The 15,407-nt window shown below is 66.4% G+C and carries 11 protein-coding genes; 5 read left to right on the top strand and 6 right to left on the bottom strand.

Annotated features, from left to right (window positions below):
• Window positions 1-225: 225 nt before the first annotated feature.
• The 4 genes from AC3EC3_RS16880 to AC3EC3_RS16865 all read left to right on the top strand — a co-directional run bounded on the left by AC3EC3_RS16880 (window position 226) and on the right by AC3EC3_RS16865 (window position 4,052).
• Window positions 226-1,080 carry a 2-keto-4-pentenoate hydratase gene (locus AC3EC3_RS16880; protein ID WP_488490786.1) on the top strand — a complete coding sequence of 285 codons (855 nt, stop codon included), beginning with the start codon at window positions 226-228 and terminating at the stop codon, window positions 1,078-1,080.
• A 66-nt stretch (window positions 1,081-1,146) separates the two neighbouring features.
• Complete coding sequence (locus AC3EC3_RS16875) at window positions 1,147-2,508, top strand: MFS transporter (protein ID WP_488490765.1); 1,362 nt, start codon at window positions 1,147-1,149, stop codon at window positions 2,506-2,508.
• A gap of 76 nt (window positions 2,509-2,584) precedes the next feature.
• Complete coding sequence (yaaA, locus tag AC3EC3_RS16870; RefSeq protein ID WP_488490764.1) at window positions 2,585-3,337, top strand: peroxide stress protein YaaA; 753 nt, start codon at window positions 2,585-2,587, stop codon at window positions 3,335-3,337.
• 10 nt (window positions 3,338-3,347) lie between these two features.
• Window positions 3,348-4,052 carry an SDR family NAD(P)-dependent oxidoreductase gene (locus AC3EC3_RS16865; protein WP_488490763.1) on the top strand — a complete coding sequence of 235 codons (705 nt, stop codon included), beginning with the start codon at window positions 3,348-3,350 and terminating at the stop codon, window positions 4,050-4,052.
• Between the two features lie 67 nt (window positions 4,053-4,119).
• Here AC3EC3_RS16865 and AC3EC3_RS16860 read toward each other — a convergent pair whose 3' ends face one another.
• Genes AC3EC3_RS16860 through AC3EC3_RS16850 form a run of 3 tightly spaced genes read right to left on the bottom strand, consistent with a single transcriptional unit; the run spans window position 4,120 to window position 5,962 of the window.
• Window positions 4,120-4,596: a YbaN family protein gene (locus AC3EC3_RS16860; protein WP_488490762.1), complete on the bottom strand. Its 477-nt coding sequence runs from the start codon at window positions 4,594-4,596 to the stop codon at window positions 4,120-4,122.
• Complete coding sequence (locus tag AC3EC3_RS16855) at window positions 4,580-5,173, bottom strand: biliverdin-producing heme oxygenase (RefSeq protein ID WP_488490761.1); 594 nt, start codon at window positions 5,171-5,173, stop codon at window positions 4,580-4,582. Before AC3EC3_RS16855 ends, AC3EC3_RS16860 begins: the two co-directional genes overlap by 17 nt.
• 33 nt (window positions 5,174-5,206) lie before the next feature.
• Window positions 5,207-5,962, bottom strand: a complete 756-nt coding sequence (locus AC3EC3_RS16850) for an energy transducer TonB family protein (RefSeq protein ID WP_488490760.1) — start codon at window positions 5,960-5,962, stop codon at window positions 5,207-5,209.
• A 347-nt stretch (window positions 5,963-6,309) separates the two neighbouring features.
• Between AC3EC3_RS16850 and AC3EC3_RS16845 the strand changes: the two genes are divergently transcribed.
• On the top strand, window positions 6,310-8,568 hold the full coding sequence (locus AC3EC3_RS16845) for a TonB-dependent hemoglobin/transferrin/lactoferrin family receptor (protein ID WP_488490759.1): 2,259 nt from the start codon (window positions 6,310-6,312) through the stop codon (window positions 8,566-8,568).
• Window positions 8,569-8,755: 187 nt separating this feature from the next.
• On the opposite strand, the gene AC3EC3_RS16840 is transcribed toward AC3EC3_RS16845, so the two are convergent.
• The 3 genes from AC3EC3_RS16840 to AC3EC3_RS16830 are packed head-to-tail and all read right to left on the bottom strand — an operon-like array spanning window position 8,756 to window position 15,313.
• The gene (locus tag AC3EC3_RS16840; RefSeq protein WP_488490758.1) at window positions 8,756-10,969 is read right to left on the bottom strand and encodes a carboxylesterase family protein; all 2,214 of its coding nucleotides are present in this window, start codon (window positions 10,967-10,969) and stop codon (window positions 8,756-8,758) included.
• 47 nt (window positions 10,970-11,016) lie between these two features.
• Window positions 11,017-12,483: an alpha/beta hydrolase family protein gene (locus tag AC3EC3_RS16835; protein ID WP_488490757.1), complete on the bottom strand. Its 1,467-nt coding sequence runs from the start codon at window positions 12,481-12,483 to the stop codon at window positions 11,017-11,019.
• A gap of 4 nt (window positions 12,484-12,487) precedes the next feature.
• The gene (locus AC3EC3_RS16830) at window positions 12,488-15,313 is read right to left on the bottom strand and encodes a TonB-dependent receptor plug domain-containing protein (protein WP_488490756.1); all 2,826 of its coding nucleotides are present in this window, start codon (window positions 15,311-15,313) and stop codon (window positions 12,488-12,490) included.
• Window positions 15,314-15,407: the final 94 nt, after the last annotated feature.

Raw genomic sequence — 15,407 nt, 5'->3', positions numbered from 1 at the left:
GACCAGAGGCTTGCCCGGTGTCGGAGCGAAAAGCAACGCAGCGACACACGAGGCGCAAGCGACTGGCGGAAAACCGTGTGATTGAGCTGAGCCTCGAAAAAGCGAGCCGAAAGCGACTTGTGTTTGACACCGGTTTCCATTAGCAGGTTCCGCAATATGGACGGATATTCCAAAAGCGATTCTGGCTCCGAGGTTACGGTGCCGCAGGGTGAAGCGCGCAAAGCTATGTCGGGGGCCGAGCAGGCCATCGCCGCCGCTTTCGTCGCCGCGCGGCGCAGCGCCTTGGCGCTTGATGCTTATCCCGGCGCGCTGCCGGAAGATCTCGCCACCGGCTATCGCATTCAGAACGCCGCCATCGCGCTCGACGGGCGCGAGGTCGTTGGCTGGAAGGTCGGGCGTATCCCGCCGCCGCGCGATGCAGCGCTGGGCGCCGACCGGCTGTGTGGGCCGATCTTCGCGGACGAGGTGGTGACTCAGGGTGCAGGTTCGAATCCTACTCGGGGAGCCAGTTTCGAGCCGGAGATGCCCGTGTTCGCAGGCGGTTTCGCCGCTGCCGAGGCCGAGTTCCTGATCCATGTCGCGCCCGGCTGGGACGGCGTGGTGCCGACCGACGATGCCGCTACCGCCGCGCTGATCGACGCGGTGCATATCGGCATAGAGATCGCCAGTTCTCCCTGGGCGCGGATCAATGTCGATGGCCCGCCGGTGACGATCTCCGACTTCGGCAACAATGCCGGGATGATCGTCGGCCCGGCCTTTGCCGATTGGCAGGAGATCGACTTCGCGCGCGTGCCGGTCTCGCTGGAGATCGACGGCGTGGTGGCGGGCGAGGGAACGACGGCGACGATGCTGGACGGGCCGCTGGGCGCTGTGCGCTTTCTCCTCGCCAACCTTGCCGCACGCGGACAGCGCACTGACAGGGGCCTGTGGGTGTCGAGCGGCGCCGTGACCGGGGTCCACGAAGTGCGCCCCGGCGCACAGGTTTGCGCGCGCTTTGCGGGGCTGGGCGAGGTGACATGCCGGATCGTTGTTGCAACGGCCACGGCACAAACTGTGGCGGAGGGCGCGCCGCCGGACTAGGACTGACAACCAAGGGCAGGCCGCAACAACGATAAGAGCGGCCGCCCCTCATACGGGAGATGATGCATGACCCCTGCTGAAGGGATCAGGGCGGACCAGGATGCGCTGGCGGGCGAGGTGCCCGCGGCGGCATCCGTTGTTCACGAGGCGTCCGTTCAGGAGACGCCTGATGCCGCGCTGTCGCCGCGCGCCGGGCGCTATCGCTGGGTGATCGTGGCGCTGCTGTTCGCCGCGACCGCGATCAACTATGTCGACCGCCAGATGATCGGCGTGCTCAAGCCCACGCTGGAGGCGCAGTTCCACTGGACCGAGAGCGACTTCGCGACGATCGTGTTCTGGTTCCAGGTCGCCTATGCGGTGGGCTATCTTTCGTTCGGCAAAGTGGTGGACGCGCTGGGGGCGCGGCTGGGCTATGCGGTGGCGCTGGTGATCTGGACGATTGCCCATGTCGCGCATGGCTTTGCGGGCGGCGTCGCCTCGTTCGCGATGGCGCGCTTTGGCCTCGGCATCGGCGAATCCGGCAATTTTCCCGCAGGCATCCGCGCCGTTACCGACTGGTTCCCCAAGCGCGAGCGGGCGCTGGCGATCGGCATCTTCAATGCAGGCGCCAATATCGGCGCGATCCTGACGCCGCTGATCGTGCCTGCGCTGGTGCTGTGGTTCGACTGGCGCATGGCGTTCTACGTTACCGGGGTGCTGGGCGCGGCGTGGCTGGTGGCATGGTGGGCGCTTTATCGCGATCCGCAGGACCATGCCCGCGTTTCGCCGGGCGAACTGGCGTGGATCCGGCAGGACCCCGAAGGCCCGGTCGAGACGATCGCGTGGACGAAGCTGCTGCGCGTGCGCGAGACATGGGCCTATGCGCTGGGCAAGCTGTTGATCGATCCGGTCTGGTGGTTCTTCCTGTTCTGGCTGCCGGGCTATCTGTTCGAGCGCTATCACCTCGATCTGAAAAACTTCGGGCTGCCGCTGGCGGCGATCTACCTGCTGTCCGACCTTGGCAGCGTGGCGGGCGGCTGGCTGTCCTCGCGCCTTATCAAGGCGGGGCGCGGCGTGAATGCCGCGCGCAAGGTGACGATGCTGGTGAGCGCGATCTGCGTGCTGCCGATCTGGTATGCGCAATCGATCGACAGCCTGTGGACGGCGGTCTTGGTGATCGGGGTGACGACGGCGGCGCATCAGGCGTTCTCGGCCAATCTCTACACGCTGCCCTCCGACGTGTTTCCGCGCAGTGCGGTCGGCTCGGTGGTCGGGATCGGCGGCACGCTGGGCGCGCTTGGCGGCATGGGCATGGCGCTGCTGGCGGGCTACATTCTGGATGCGACGCACAGCTACGGCGTGCTCTTCGCGATGTGCGCGAGCGCCTATTTCCTGGCGCTGATCGCGATCCAGCTGCTCAGCCCGCGGCTGGAACCTGCGAAAGTGTAGGGGGAGTATGGGAAGGGGGCAGAACCGGGGTTCCCCGGTTTGACGCCCCGCCGCCGCGCCGCTACCGCCAGCGTCTATGATCGCGCTGCTCTCCCCCGCCAAGACGCTCGACTACGAGCGCGAACTGCCGCCGCTTGCGGCCACCGTGCCGCACTTTTCCGAAGAGGCGATGGGGCTGGCGAAGTCCGCCTCACACCTCACGCTAAAGCGCCTGTCGGAGCTGATGCACATCTCGCCCAAGCTGGCGAAGCTCAATGCCGATCGCTATCGTGATTTTCCCGAACTGCCCGAGCGGCAGGCGCTGTTCGCCTTCGCGGGCGATGTCTACACCGGCTTCGAGGCGCATACGCTGGACGAGGCAGGGGTGACTTTCGCGCAGGACCATGTGCGGATGCTCTCGGGGCTCTACGGGTTGTTGCGCCCGCTAGACATGATCCGGCCCTACCGGCTGGAAATGGGCACGCGCTGGGCGCCGCGCCACAAGAGCCTGACCGACTGGTGGGGCACGCGCATCGCCGACCTGCTGCGCGAACAGGTGGCCGAGGAAGGCTCGGGCACCGTGCTCAACCTCGCCAGCCAGGAATACTTCGCCTCGGTTGCGGGCAAGCTCGATGGCGTGCGGGTGATTGAGGTGGAGTTCCGTGAGCCCGGCCCCAAGGGGCCGCGCTTCGTCAGCTTCAACGCCAAGCGCGCGCGCGGGATGATGGCGCGCTGGCTGGTCGAGAACCATGTGAGCGACATCGACGCGATGCGCGGTTTCGACAGCGACGGCTATCGCTTCGATGCGGCCGAGAGCGATGCCGACCGCTGGCGCTTCATGCGCGGCTGAGGCGAGGGACGTGGCTGTGAAAACCTCCGCCGTCGTCATCGGTGCCTCGGGCGGGATCGGTTCCGCTTTCGAGGCGGCGCTGGTTGAGGAAGGCGCGTTCGATGTGGTGTACGGCTTTGCCCGCTCGCGCAGCGGCGCGCAGCATCTCGATCTTACCGACGAGGACAGCATCGCCGCTGCGGCGGCGCATATCGCCAAGGGGCCGCCGCCGGGGCTCGTGATCGTCGCCACCGGGCTGCTGCATGAGGGCGAACTGGGGCCGGAAAAGGCGCTGCGCGATCTCGATCCGGCGTGGCTGGCGAAAGTCTATGCCGTGAATGCCATCGGCCCGGCGCTGGTCGCCAAGCACTTCCTGCCGGTGATGCCCAAGAGTGCCCGCGCGGTGTTCGCGGCGCTTTCGGCGCGGGTCGGATCGGTGGCGGACAACCGGATGGGCGGCTGGCACGGCTATCGCGCCTCGAAGGCCGCGCTCAACATGATCGTGCGCAACCTCGCCATCGAGGAGCGCCGCCGCAACGACCGCGCGATCGTCGTTGCGCTGCATCCCGGCACGGTCGACACCGCGCTGTCGCGCCCGTTTCAGGGCAACGTCCAGCCCGGCCGCCTGTTCGACACCGAACGCGCCGCGCTGCAATTGCTCGACGTGATCGAGGGGCTGAAAGTCACCGACAGCGGCAAGCTGTTCGATTACGAGGGGACGGAAATTCCGTTCTGACGGCACACAGTGCCGCCATCCCAGCGCCAAAAAGGGGGGCTGGGACGACGGCGTTTGAGAGAAAGGCCTATGCTTTGGGCGCCGGGCGCGAGAGCACCCATGCCGCTGCCGCGATCAGCGCCAGTGCCACGGGGACCGCGATCACCGCGCGCGGGTGGGCGAGCAGCATGAACAGCCCGAAGCCAAGGCTCATCCCGAACACCGCCGCGCGCTTGGCGTGGCGCGAGACGGCGCGCTGGTCGCGCCAGGCGCGTAAAGGGGGGCCGAAGCGCGGGTGGTTGATCAGCCACGCCTCGAACCGGGGCGAGGAGCGCGCGAAGCAGGGCAGCGCCAGCAGCATGAAGTCGGTGGTCGGCAGCAGTGGCACGAAGATGCCGACCACGCCGATGCCGACAAGCACCCAGCCCGCCACGAACCACGCCGAACGCGAGATGCGGCTGCGCGCGAGTTTCGGCGCCGGGGAAAGGCCGGATGCGTCGTTCTCCGGCGCGGGAATTACCGCGCCCGCGCCGTCGATGGTGTCGGGATCAGAGGATGTCCGCATCGGCCAGCGCCTGCACATGCGTGAAGGCGGCGCGGGCGCCCTCGATGGCGGCCTGCTCGCCCGCTTCGTCGAGCGTCACTGCGTCGAGCCCGGCGACGAAGGCGCGCCAGTGCGCGGCGGGGCCTTCCTCTGCCGGGGCCAGATGGCGGGCGCCGAACTCGTCGGTCAGGCCGATCTTCTGGACGGCCTTGCGCAGTACCGCCGCGCCCATGTTAGAGCCTTCGGCGACATAGAGCCAGCCGAGCGCCGTGGCGAGATCGGCGGGATGGCCGGGCTCGAACACGCGCGGGCGGCTCTCGGCAAGGTCTAGGCCAAGATCGGCGGCGTCGGCTTCCACGGCGGCAAGGCGTTGCCGCTTGGCGAGACCCGGCAGCAGCGTGCGCAGCACCGGGTCGGCATAGAGCGCGGCGATGTCGCGATGGAAGGCCAGCTGCATCTTGAGGAACCCGGCATAGCCCTCGCGGCTGGAGAAGCTGTCGCGCGCCATCAGCCCGGTGTCGAGCTTGTCATGCACGGCGTGCGTTTCGGCCTTCAGGCGGCGGGCGCGGGAGGGTTCGAGCAGCGCGGCGTCGGTCATCGTCGGTTCCTTGGACATAATAAGGGAGATAGATCAGTGCAGCGAAAAGGCAATCGGCAGGGTCAGCGTCAGTTCCTCGCCCATGCCTTGGGGAAGTTTGGGAAGCGGTGCGGCGCGGTTGACGGTATCGAGCGCTGCCGCGTCGAGCAGGGCCGAGCCGGAGGACTGCGCCAGCTGCGCCCACAGCACCCGGCCCTTGCGATCCATGCGGAAGCGCACGCTGGCGATGCCCTGTTCATGGCGGTGCCGGGCGTCGGCAGGATAGCGGCGATAGGCGGCAAGGCGGGCCATCAGGCGGCTCTGCCACCCGGCATCGGGGGCGCTGGGCGGCGCGGCAGGCGGCGCGCCGGGTGAGGGCACGGGCGCGGTCACGATCCTGGGCGTAACCGGCGCGGCGACGAGTGAGGGCGCGGCGGGGGCTGCGGAAAGCGGTGCGGGGGCCGGGCTCGCGACCGAGGTGGTCGGCGCCAGCACGATGCGCGGCGTTGGTGCGGCAGCCGGCTGGCGGCGCTGGTGTGCAGGCCGGGGTGGCGGGGGCGGCGCGGCCTTCGGAGCAGTCTGCTTCGGCGATGGCGGAGAAGCCAGCGTGACAACGGTCAGATGGGGCGAGCCTTGCCTTGGGTGGAAGTCCACCGAAGACCACATCAGCGTGCAGACCCCGCCCAGCAGCGCCATCGTCGTCAGCGTTCCGATCAGGCCGACGATGTGACGGCGGTGCGAAGGCCGATAGGGGCAGCGCTCGGGAAGCGGCGAGCGCGCCGGGAGTGACGGCGCGTCATTCGAGGCCACGACCAGTCGCGCAGCCGCTCTCGCGGGGGGGAACCCATGCGAAAGCGGCTGTAGGGCAGCGGGGCTGGACGACACGATTTTCACTTTCACGGGCAACGCAGGCGACACAGGTTTCCGCGCGAAGAAGGATGCGGACGGACTCTGTCTGTGTCTGTGCAAACGATAATAGAGTAAATGAGAATCACTAGCAAGAAACTTGACGCGGTTTTTATCAGTCCCTATCGAGCGTTCACCAGGGAGGGAGGGGTTCCTCGTCAACACCAGCCGACGGCATGATCGGCTCTCACACCGAACGAATGGCCTTCCCACCTCCAGGCGTGTAATGCTAATGAGAGGCATTTGCTATTATGTTGCTCAATGATTTCGCTGGCCGCGCCCAGCGTCCCGTCGCCTTTTCCGGCGCGGTCCGCAGTTCCGTCGCGCTGCTGGCGCTGACGAGCGCGCTGGGCTTTGCCCACGCCGCCTATGCCCAGCAGCAGGACGACAGCGGTTCGGTCCAGCTTGGCACACTTTCGGTCGATGGCCAGCAGGAGTCCGTCGTCGTTGCGGGCAATGGCTTCGAGCAACTCGGCAAGCCCGAGGTGCTGACCACCAGGACCGATCTCAAGACGCTCCAGCGCCTGCAGACCGACAGCGTGGAGGATTACACCCGCCGTATCGACGCGGGCGTGACGGTGAACGGCAACAATGGCTCGTTCGCGATCCGTGGCCTCGATGCTGACCGGGTGCAGACCACGGTCGACGGCGTGCGCCTGCCCTGGCTGAGCGACGGCGCGCGCGGTGTCGAGGGGGGCTCGATGGCCTTCGATTTCGACGGGCTGGTCGGCATCGATGTGGTCAAGAGCGCGGATTCGAGCGTGTTCGGCACTGGCGCCTTCGGCGGCGTGGTCGCGCTGCGCACGCTGGACCCCGAGGATCTGCTGACCGATGGCAAGACGCAGGGCGGGCTTTCGCGCGTCACCTATGACAGCGCCAGCGACAGCATCATCATGAACCAGTCGGTCGCGCTGCGCCACGGCAACACGATGCTGCTGGTGCAGGGCGGCTATCGCAATGGCGAGGAGACGAAGAACAAGGGCGATGTCGGCGGCACCGGCACCACGCGTACCGACAAGAACCCGGCGAACTACGATCAGGGCAGCCTGCTGGTGAAGCTGCGCCAGTACCTGCCGGGCGGTCATCGTCTGGGTCTGGAAGGCGAACTGTTTTCGCGCAACTACGACGAGGACACGCTGACCTCGGTGACCAGCACCTACAGTGCCTACAACACGCAGGAGAAGACCGGGCGCAAGCGCCTGTCGGGCACCTGGGACTATACCTCGGAAGGCGACAGCCTGATCGAGGACGCGCACCTGCTCGGCTACTGGCAGCGCGCGACGCTGGAAACCTACACCATGGCCGATCGCCTGACCGCACCGATGGGTGAGTACGACCGCGATTCCACGCTGCGCCAGACCACCTTCGGCGGCAAGGGATCGGTGACGGCGAAGATCGCGACCGGGGCGATCACCCAGCACCTCTCGATCGCGGGTGAGGCCTACGGCACGCGCACGCATCAGTACGCGGCGGGCGTCGATGGCTGCACGGCGACCATCGCCGCCTGCACCTTCCTGCACACCAACCAGTCCGACATGCCTAACGTCACCGGCACCGACATCGGCGTGATCGCGCAGGACCGCATCGTCATCGGCGAAAACGGCGCCTTCCGCCTGACGCCGGGCATCCGCTACGATTACTACAAGCGCACCCCGCACGACACCGCCGCCTATCAGGCGAACGCCGCCTATGAAGGCCTGCCCGATGCGTCGAGCGATTCGCACTGGTCGCCCAAGATCCTCGCCGAATACGACGTGCTGCCCAAGCTGACCGTCTACGGCCAGTGGTCCGAAGCATTCCGCGCGCCTTCGGCGACGGAACTCTATCTCGCCTACGGCGGCAGCGGCACCTATGTCAGCGTCGGCGATCCCGACCTGAAGCCCGAAACCAGCAAGGGCTGGGAAGCGGGTCTGAAGTACGGCGATGGTGAGCGGGGCATGAAGGTCAGCTACTACGACAACCGCTATCGCAACTTCATCGACACGATCACCACCACGGCAGCAGCGGCGGGTCTCGATGGCAGCTATCCCTACGGCGTGTTCCTCTACGTGAACCGCCAGCACGTGCGCATTCGCGGCGTCGAGGCCGAGGCGCACTGGGCCTTCTCGAAGGCGTGGCGCGTGTGGGGCTCGTTCGCCTATGCCGACGGCAAGGACACCGACGAGGACGTCCACCTGAACTCGGTCGCGCCGATCAAGGGCGTGCTGGGCGTGGGCTATACCGGCGACGGCTTCGGCGCGGACCTGACCGGCACCGCTGCGGGCAAGCGCGACAAGGTGGAGACGCCGACCTCCGATCTCAACAAGACGCCCAGCTATCAGGTGGTCGATCTGTCTGCCTGGTGGCAGCCGTGGTTCGCCAAGCCGGTGCGGATCACTGCCGGTGTCTACAACCTGTTCAACGAGACCTGGTACAACGCGCTCGACCTGCCCGACAGCGGCAGCATTTCGCGCTCGTATTACTCGCAGCCGGGGCGGACCTTCAAGGCGAGCATTATCGTCAATTACTGATTATCGCAGCGGTGTTTTCGGGTTCCCGGTGGAGGCAGGCCACCGGGAGGTGCGCTTGGGCCCGAACCGCCGTACCTGCCGGTTCACGATCGTGTCGTGCCCGTGGACCGGTTGCGGCGCCCTCCTTCATTCGCCTTTTGGGTAGGGTGGTGGAGGAGGGCGTTTGCATCTGGTGGATCTCAGCCGATCACCACGCCTTTTGCGTCGTGAAGAAGCGCTCCCAGAACGCGATCTTGGCCGGGCTGGCGATCGGGATCGGGCCGAAGTGGTCGCCCAGCTCCATCACTTGCGGTTTCGCGGCAGTATAGAGCGGCCACTGGGGCAGGCCGGGGCCATTCGGATTGCCGGTCTTCACGATGTTTGCCCAATAGGACGACATTGTTGCGGCGATCCGGCGGTCCTCGTCGGTCCAGGGCAGCTTCACTGCGTCCAGACTGTCGAAGGCATAGGGAATTTCCGAGCCGTGGAAGGCGCCGCGTGTGTCGTGCGTCGGCCCCGGCTGGGCGTGGGTCCAGAAGTACGTATAGACCGGCGCGGGTGTTCCCGGTGAAAACAGCCTGCCCCACAGCCAGGTCGAGATGCGCGAGTTGTCGCGTACCGAGGCGTTGTTCTGCAACGCCGCCTCGGCATCGTCTTTCGCGGGGTAGAGTTTCAGGAACTGGTCAGCGAGCGTGCCGAACTTGCGATGCGCCGCCGCCTGGAACTGCGCGAGCGTGACGCTGGTCTGCGGCATTCCGGCGCGCGGGCGTGCCTTGCTGGCGCGCAGCATGGCAAAGGCGGTTTCCGGCACCGCGCCGCTTTCGTCCTTGTTGTTGCCCGCCACCGCCATGACCGGGTTTTGGGCCTTGAGGCGATAGGTCTCGCTGTAATCATCCGGCAGCACCCAGCCGTCCACCGTCGGGCGGAACAGCGGTGGCTTGCCGTCGCTGCCGGTCTCCACCGAAGCATCGACAGTGGCGCTGCCCTTGATCAGATCCTGCCACGGCATCGCGCGCAACTGTTCCAGCGTGGTCGCGCCATGCTGCGCAGCATAGGCCTCGCCCTGCTTCTCCGCCGAGGCCAGCGGCCGCCATGAGACCGAGAGATAGCGCAGCTCCGGATCGCGCGGATCGCGGGCATGGCTTTCGAGGATTCCGGCGCGGAACAGTCCCTTGGCCAGCGGCGACATGGTGAGAAAGCCCACCGAGCCAGCGCCTGCCGACTGCCCGCCGATTGTCACCCTGTCGGGATCGCCGCCGAAGGCTGCGATGTTGCGCTTCACCCATTGCAGCGCGGCGATATCGTCGAGCAGGCCATAGTTGCCCGAGGCGTTATGGCCGCTCTCCTTGCTGAGCGCGGGCGTCGCCAGAAAGCCGAGCACGCCGACGCGGTAGTTGAAGGTCACGACGACGATGCCCTTCTTCGCCAGACCCTCGCCGTCGAATTCGGGGCTGGCGCCGGTGCCGCCGATAAAGCCGCCGCCATAGATCCACACATAGACCGGGCGCTTTTCGCCCGCGTTCGGCTTGGCGCCGGTCCACACGTTCAGTGTCAGGCAGTCCTCGCTCTGGAGCATGCCCTGCGCCATCTCGCCACCGGGCTGTGGGCAGGCGGCGCCGAACGCGGTGGCCTGACGTACGCCCTGCCAGGCCACGGGGCGTTCGGGCGCCCGCCAGCGCAGCGCTCCGACCGGGGGCCTGGCATAGGGAATGCCCTTGAACACCGAGATCGCCGGATCGCGCCCCTGTGCGCCGCTGACGAGGCCGGTCTCGATCCGCAGCGGTGCCGAAGCATCGCTGGTAGTTACGGCAGGCGGCGCCGAATAGCCCAGCACCTCGCCGCTGGCGAGGACATGGCCGCGCATCGCCGCCGTCAGCGCATCGAGCGAGAGGCCCTTGCCGTGCAGCACGGTGTCGAGCGCGAAGACCTGCCAGTGATAGGCGCGCCGCGCGCCGTCCTTGGCGTGTGGTCCGGCATAGGCGACATCCGTGCCGTGGACGTTGGGGGCGAGCACGGCACCTGCCGGTGCAGCGGCAAGCCCTTGCGGCAGTTGTGTGGTAATGGCGGACAGGTTGTACAGCGCAAAGTGGACGCTGGTGCCGTCGCCGGTGGGCAGTTCACCCTGTACGATCACCACATAGCTGCGCGTGCCCGCCGGTCCCTTGCTCCAGACAAGGCCGGGAAAGCGGTTGGCGCCGAATTGCGTGGCGCTGACCGGGATATCGCTGCCCGATGGGAAGGCCGGGCTGGTGACGGCAAGTGTGAGCCCGTTCTTCGCAGGAAGGGCGCGCAGCATGACCTGTTGTAGATGGCCGATGCTGGTGGGCATGGCGGCGTTCAGCGGGGTGCTGGCCGTGCCTGCCAGCGCCAGCGAAAGCAGTGCAGGCGCGGCCAGCAGGCGCCTATTTCGGGAAAGGGTCATCGTCTGGTCCTTCGCGCGGAAACCGTTCTATGGGGTTGGGCGGCAGATCAGTCGAACCGGCCGGGTTTCGCCAGCCAGCTGTCGATATGATCGTACGTGGTCTTCAGCGTATCGCCGAACTGGCCGGGCGTTTTTTCACAAGCCTTGCACGTCGTATAGAGGTGCGTCGCACCCTCCACGAAGGCGAGCGACTTGTCGCGGCTGTGGGCGAGGTTGAAGATCGTCTCGGCCGCCAGATATTCCCAGTGACCGGTCATGCCCATCACCAGCAGCGGGGCGTCGATCTGCTGCACGTTGCCCGGCGGGCTGGCGTAGCTGGAGGTCCAGTCCACCCCGTGAACAGACGTGGCATCATAGCCGAACTCCGGCCCGGTGCGGATCGCATAGGTGCTCAGATAGCTCTCGACCGAGGTCTTGAGCGCGCCGCGCAGATACGAAGGCGAATTATTGCTGACGTTCTCCGGCACGCGCACGGTGGAGACGATGCCGGTGGTCTCGCTGCCATCGGCATGGAGCAGCGGCCAGGCCTTGACGGTATGCGCCATCAGCGCGGTGTCCTGCGAGAACAGCTTGTTGTTGCTGCCCAGCAGGATGGCGCCCGGCACCGTGAAGGGCGCATCGTCGCGGTAGGGGCCTTTACCCGCGCTGATTGCGGCATATTCGCTTTGCGCGCGAGCGATCAGCGCGTTCGAGCGCCGCCCTTCGGCGGCAAGGAACCGCTTCACGAAAGCGGGCGAATAGTGCGATCCGCTGGCCTTGAAGCCATTGGCGGGGTTGTACATGTCGAGCGCGGGATCGAGCGACATTCCACCTGTCTCGCCCTTCACCGCCGGGTCGATGCTGAACAGCGTCATCGCGGCGAGGCCCCAGTTGGAGTCGATCATCATCAGCCCGTCGGCGGGCGGCAGGTGCCCCACGCGGTCGGGGCACTGCCAGATCTTGTCCTTGCCCCGGCACGCGGCCACGCCCTTCTCGGCGATCATCTGGTAGGCGCTCATCACCGTGCCGCCGCCGCTGTGGCCGAGCAGCACGACATGGCGCACGTTCGGCTGCGCGCGCAGCCAGGCCACGCCGCGCCCGGCCTCGACCAGCACTTCGTCAAGAATGCCGTCGTTGTAGGCGCCCGACTTGCTGGTCGAATTGTTGGCGCACAGCACGGTGTAGCCGCGCTTCGCCAGTTCGCTGCATCCTGAGAAGCTGAGATAGTCCGCCGCCGAATGCATGATGAACACCGCCGTCGCCGCCTTCGGCCCCGGCGTTTCGGGGGTGTAGAGCACGCCCGGTTCGCCACGCCCGAGGTGAACGAAGGTGGTCTTCACACCTGCCGGAAGGGCCGGGGCTGACTCTTCCTGAGCCGCGCTGTTCTGAGCCCCCCCGGCCTGCGCTAGCGCGGGCCGGGGCACGAAGGCCCCGATCCCGACAGTGGCCCCGGCTGTGACAAGAGCTGCGGCGGCCAGTCCGGTCAGCGCCATCGGCGGGCGCTTGCCGCCTGCTTTGCGTACACCTCGGATCATCGGATCACGCCTGGATCTTGAAGCCGACCATGAAGGCACGGCCGGTGGGATCGTCCGAGAACTCGTAGGCCTGTCCCGCAGCGGTGGTGCCGCTGTAGTAGCCGCTGAGCGGAGGCGTTGCATTGAACAGGTTGCTGACGCTGAAGGTCAGCTGGCTATCCGTGATCTTCCACGCCGAACCTGTGTCGAACGTGAAGGTCAGGTTGGTGGTCGCATAGCTGCGGACGCGCGGGTCGAGGTAGACCTGCGTTGCCACGCCACTGCGGCGGAAGCCGTTGCGGTAGTGCTCGAACAGGTCGACCTTGAAGTTGTCCGTGACCTGGTAGCCCAGGAACGCAGAGACCTGCACGCTGGGGCTCGGCATCAGGCCGTTCTGGCCCCAGCCGGCATCGCCCTGATCGATCGTCGCCGTACCCGGCTGGATGTAGTAGATGTGCGGCTGGTAGTTCACGAGCAGCCGCATGTTGAGCGGCTGGCCGACCAGTCGCGTGCGGTAATCCAGCTCGCCGTCGATGCCCCAGGTCTTGATCTTCGAGAGGTTGTACGGCTTGATGTAGAAGATCGGCGTCGCGCCGCTGCTGTCGATCAGCTCGCAATAGGTGCCTGTGGTGGCGCAGGCGGTCTGCGTGGCGGCGTTGAAGCCCTGCACCGTGGTGATCGCATCGTCGACGACCGTGTGGTAGTAATCGACCGTGAGCGTTACGCCCGGCAGGAAGCTGGGCTTGAGCACCGTACCGAAGGTGTAGGTGCGACCGATTTCTGCCTTCAGATCGGCGTTACCCACGTTGACCGAGGGTGCGTAGTACGTCTTGTACGTCCCGTCCGACTGGCGCAGGTTGAAGTTGCCCCACACGGTCGAGGCGGGCTGGAACAGTTCGTAGAGGTTGGGCGCGCGGATATCGCGCGAGAGCGTGCCGCGGAACTTGATGTCGTCGTTGACTTCCCACACGCCGCCCAGCTTCCAGGTCCAGTAATGGCCGCTGGTGCTGTAATCGGTGTAGCGCGCCGCGCCGTTGAAGTTGAGCGAGCGGAACAGCGGCACGTCCTTGAGCAGTGGCACTTCCACTTCGAGCGCGGCTTCCTTCACGCTCTGGCTGACCTTGCCGCTGCTGGGGAACATCACCGAATACATCGGCGTGCCACCGGCGGTGCAGTTGTAGGTCAGGTTGGTGCAGTCGGCATAGGCGGTGTTCGTCGTGCTCGACATGTCGAACGAGGTGTGGCGCCATTCGCCTGACAGCGCGACGTTGACCGGGCCTGCCCAGGTATCGACCGGCGAGCCGCTGATCGAGGCATCGGCCGAATCCATGATCGTGTGGCTGACATAGCCGACATTGCCGAGGATATAGTCCAGCGCCGAACTGCTGGGCGAGGACGAGCCGAACAGGTTGATCGGCGTGCAGTTGGCATAGGCTGAGTTCACCAGCGAGGCCGCGCATACCACATTGCCGCTGCCGTCCGTCACCGCGTCGCTGGCAGCGGCGAGGTTCTGGTAGTTGATGACGTTGTTGACCACGGTGTGCAGGCGCGAAACGCCGTGGGTATAGGTCGCATCCCAGTCCCACTTGCCAAGGCTGCCGTTAAGTCCGGCATTGGCGTAGATTTGCTGCGTGCTGCTCTGCGTCTGGATGCGCGGCGCTGCCGAGAGGATCTCGTTCATTGTGAAGGTGGACTGGCCTGCCGTTGCCAGCGCGTCCTGATACGCGGTGGGTAGATAGGCGTTATCCGCGCTGAAGGTCAGGCCCGCCAGCTGGTTCCAGCCGGTGTAGGCGGTGCTCTTCTTGAAGTTGCCCGCGCCCTGCACGTAGAAGTGGATGTCGTCGGTCAGGTCGTAATCGAACCGCCCGAAGACCTGCGTGCCCTTGGAGGCGGCCATCATCGAGGCGTTCTGGTAGGCGCCGTCGGTCGAACGGTCGAAGGCGCTCAATGTGCTGTCGGAACCGAAGGTCTGCCCGGCCAGTGCGCCGCTGGGAATGTAGCCGCCGAAGCTGTAGTTCGGCAGGCGCACGTTGGTGCCGAGGTAATAGGGATCGGCGGTAGTGCCGCTGCCCTGGATCGCGGCGAGGTTCAGCCACTTGCGGGCGCCCACGCGGTTGGGAATGCCGTCTGCCTCGCGATGCTCGACGCTCGCCTCGAAGTGGCCGCGGTCGCCGACCTTGAAGCCCACGGCGCCGCCGATGTCGCGCGTTGCGGCGTCACCATATTGCGAGATGCCCATCTCACCATGCGCGCGCAGCCCGTTGAAATTGCGGTCGAGCACATAGTTGACCACGCCCGATACGGCATCGGAACCGTAGACGGCGGAAACGCCGCCGGTAACGATATCGACGTTCTTGATCAGCTCCTGCGGGATGATATCGACATCGACGGTGCCGTTGAACAGCGTGGGCGGCACGCGGTGGCCGTCGAACAGAACCAGGGTGCGCGTGGTGCCGAGGTTGCGCAGGTTCAGCACGTTGGCATTGCCGTTGCCGCCCTGCACGCCGGTGGCGTTCGAGCCGGGGTTGCTGAACGACCCGCGGGAGCCCGAGAACACCGGCAGGTTGTTCAGCGCATCGCTGATCGTGCCGCTGGGCGCGGCGGAAACCAGCGCTTCGGTTGAGATCGTGGTCAGCGGTGTCGGGCTGGCCGAACCGTCCTTGAGCACGCGCGAGCCGGTGACGATGATTTCCTGGTTGCGGCTCTGGTTGTCCTGCGTGGCGCTGTTGTCGGTCGCGGGGGCAGGCGTTGCGGCGGGGGCGGTCTGCGTGGTTTGAGCGAAGGCAGGCTGTGCGAAGGCCAGAACGCTGGCACTGGCCAGCAGACAGCAGATACGGCTTTGCGAGTTCAAGATCGTCTCTCCCTGTATAATCGCGATGCAGGGCGGGACGGTCAACCGTTCCTCTTCGACCCCTGTGCTGGAGGGGCAGATGACATAATCTGAA

Source organism: Novosphingobium sp. BAM6, assembly GCF_057784955.1.
Note: the sequence above shows the minus strand (reverse complement) of the source record. Positions and strands in the feature narration are given on the sequence as shown.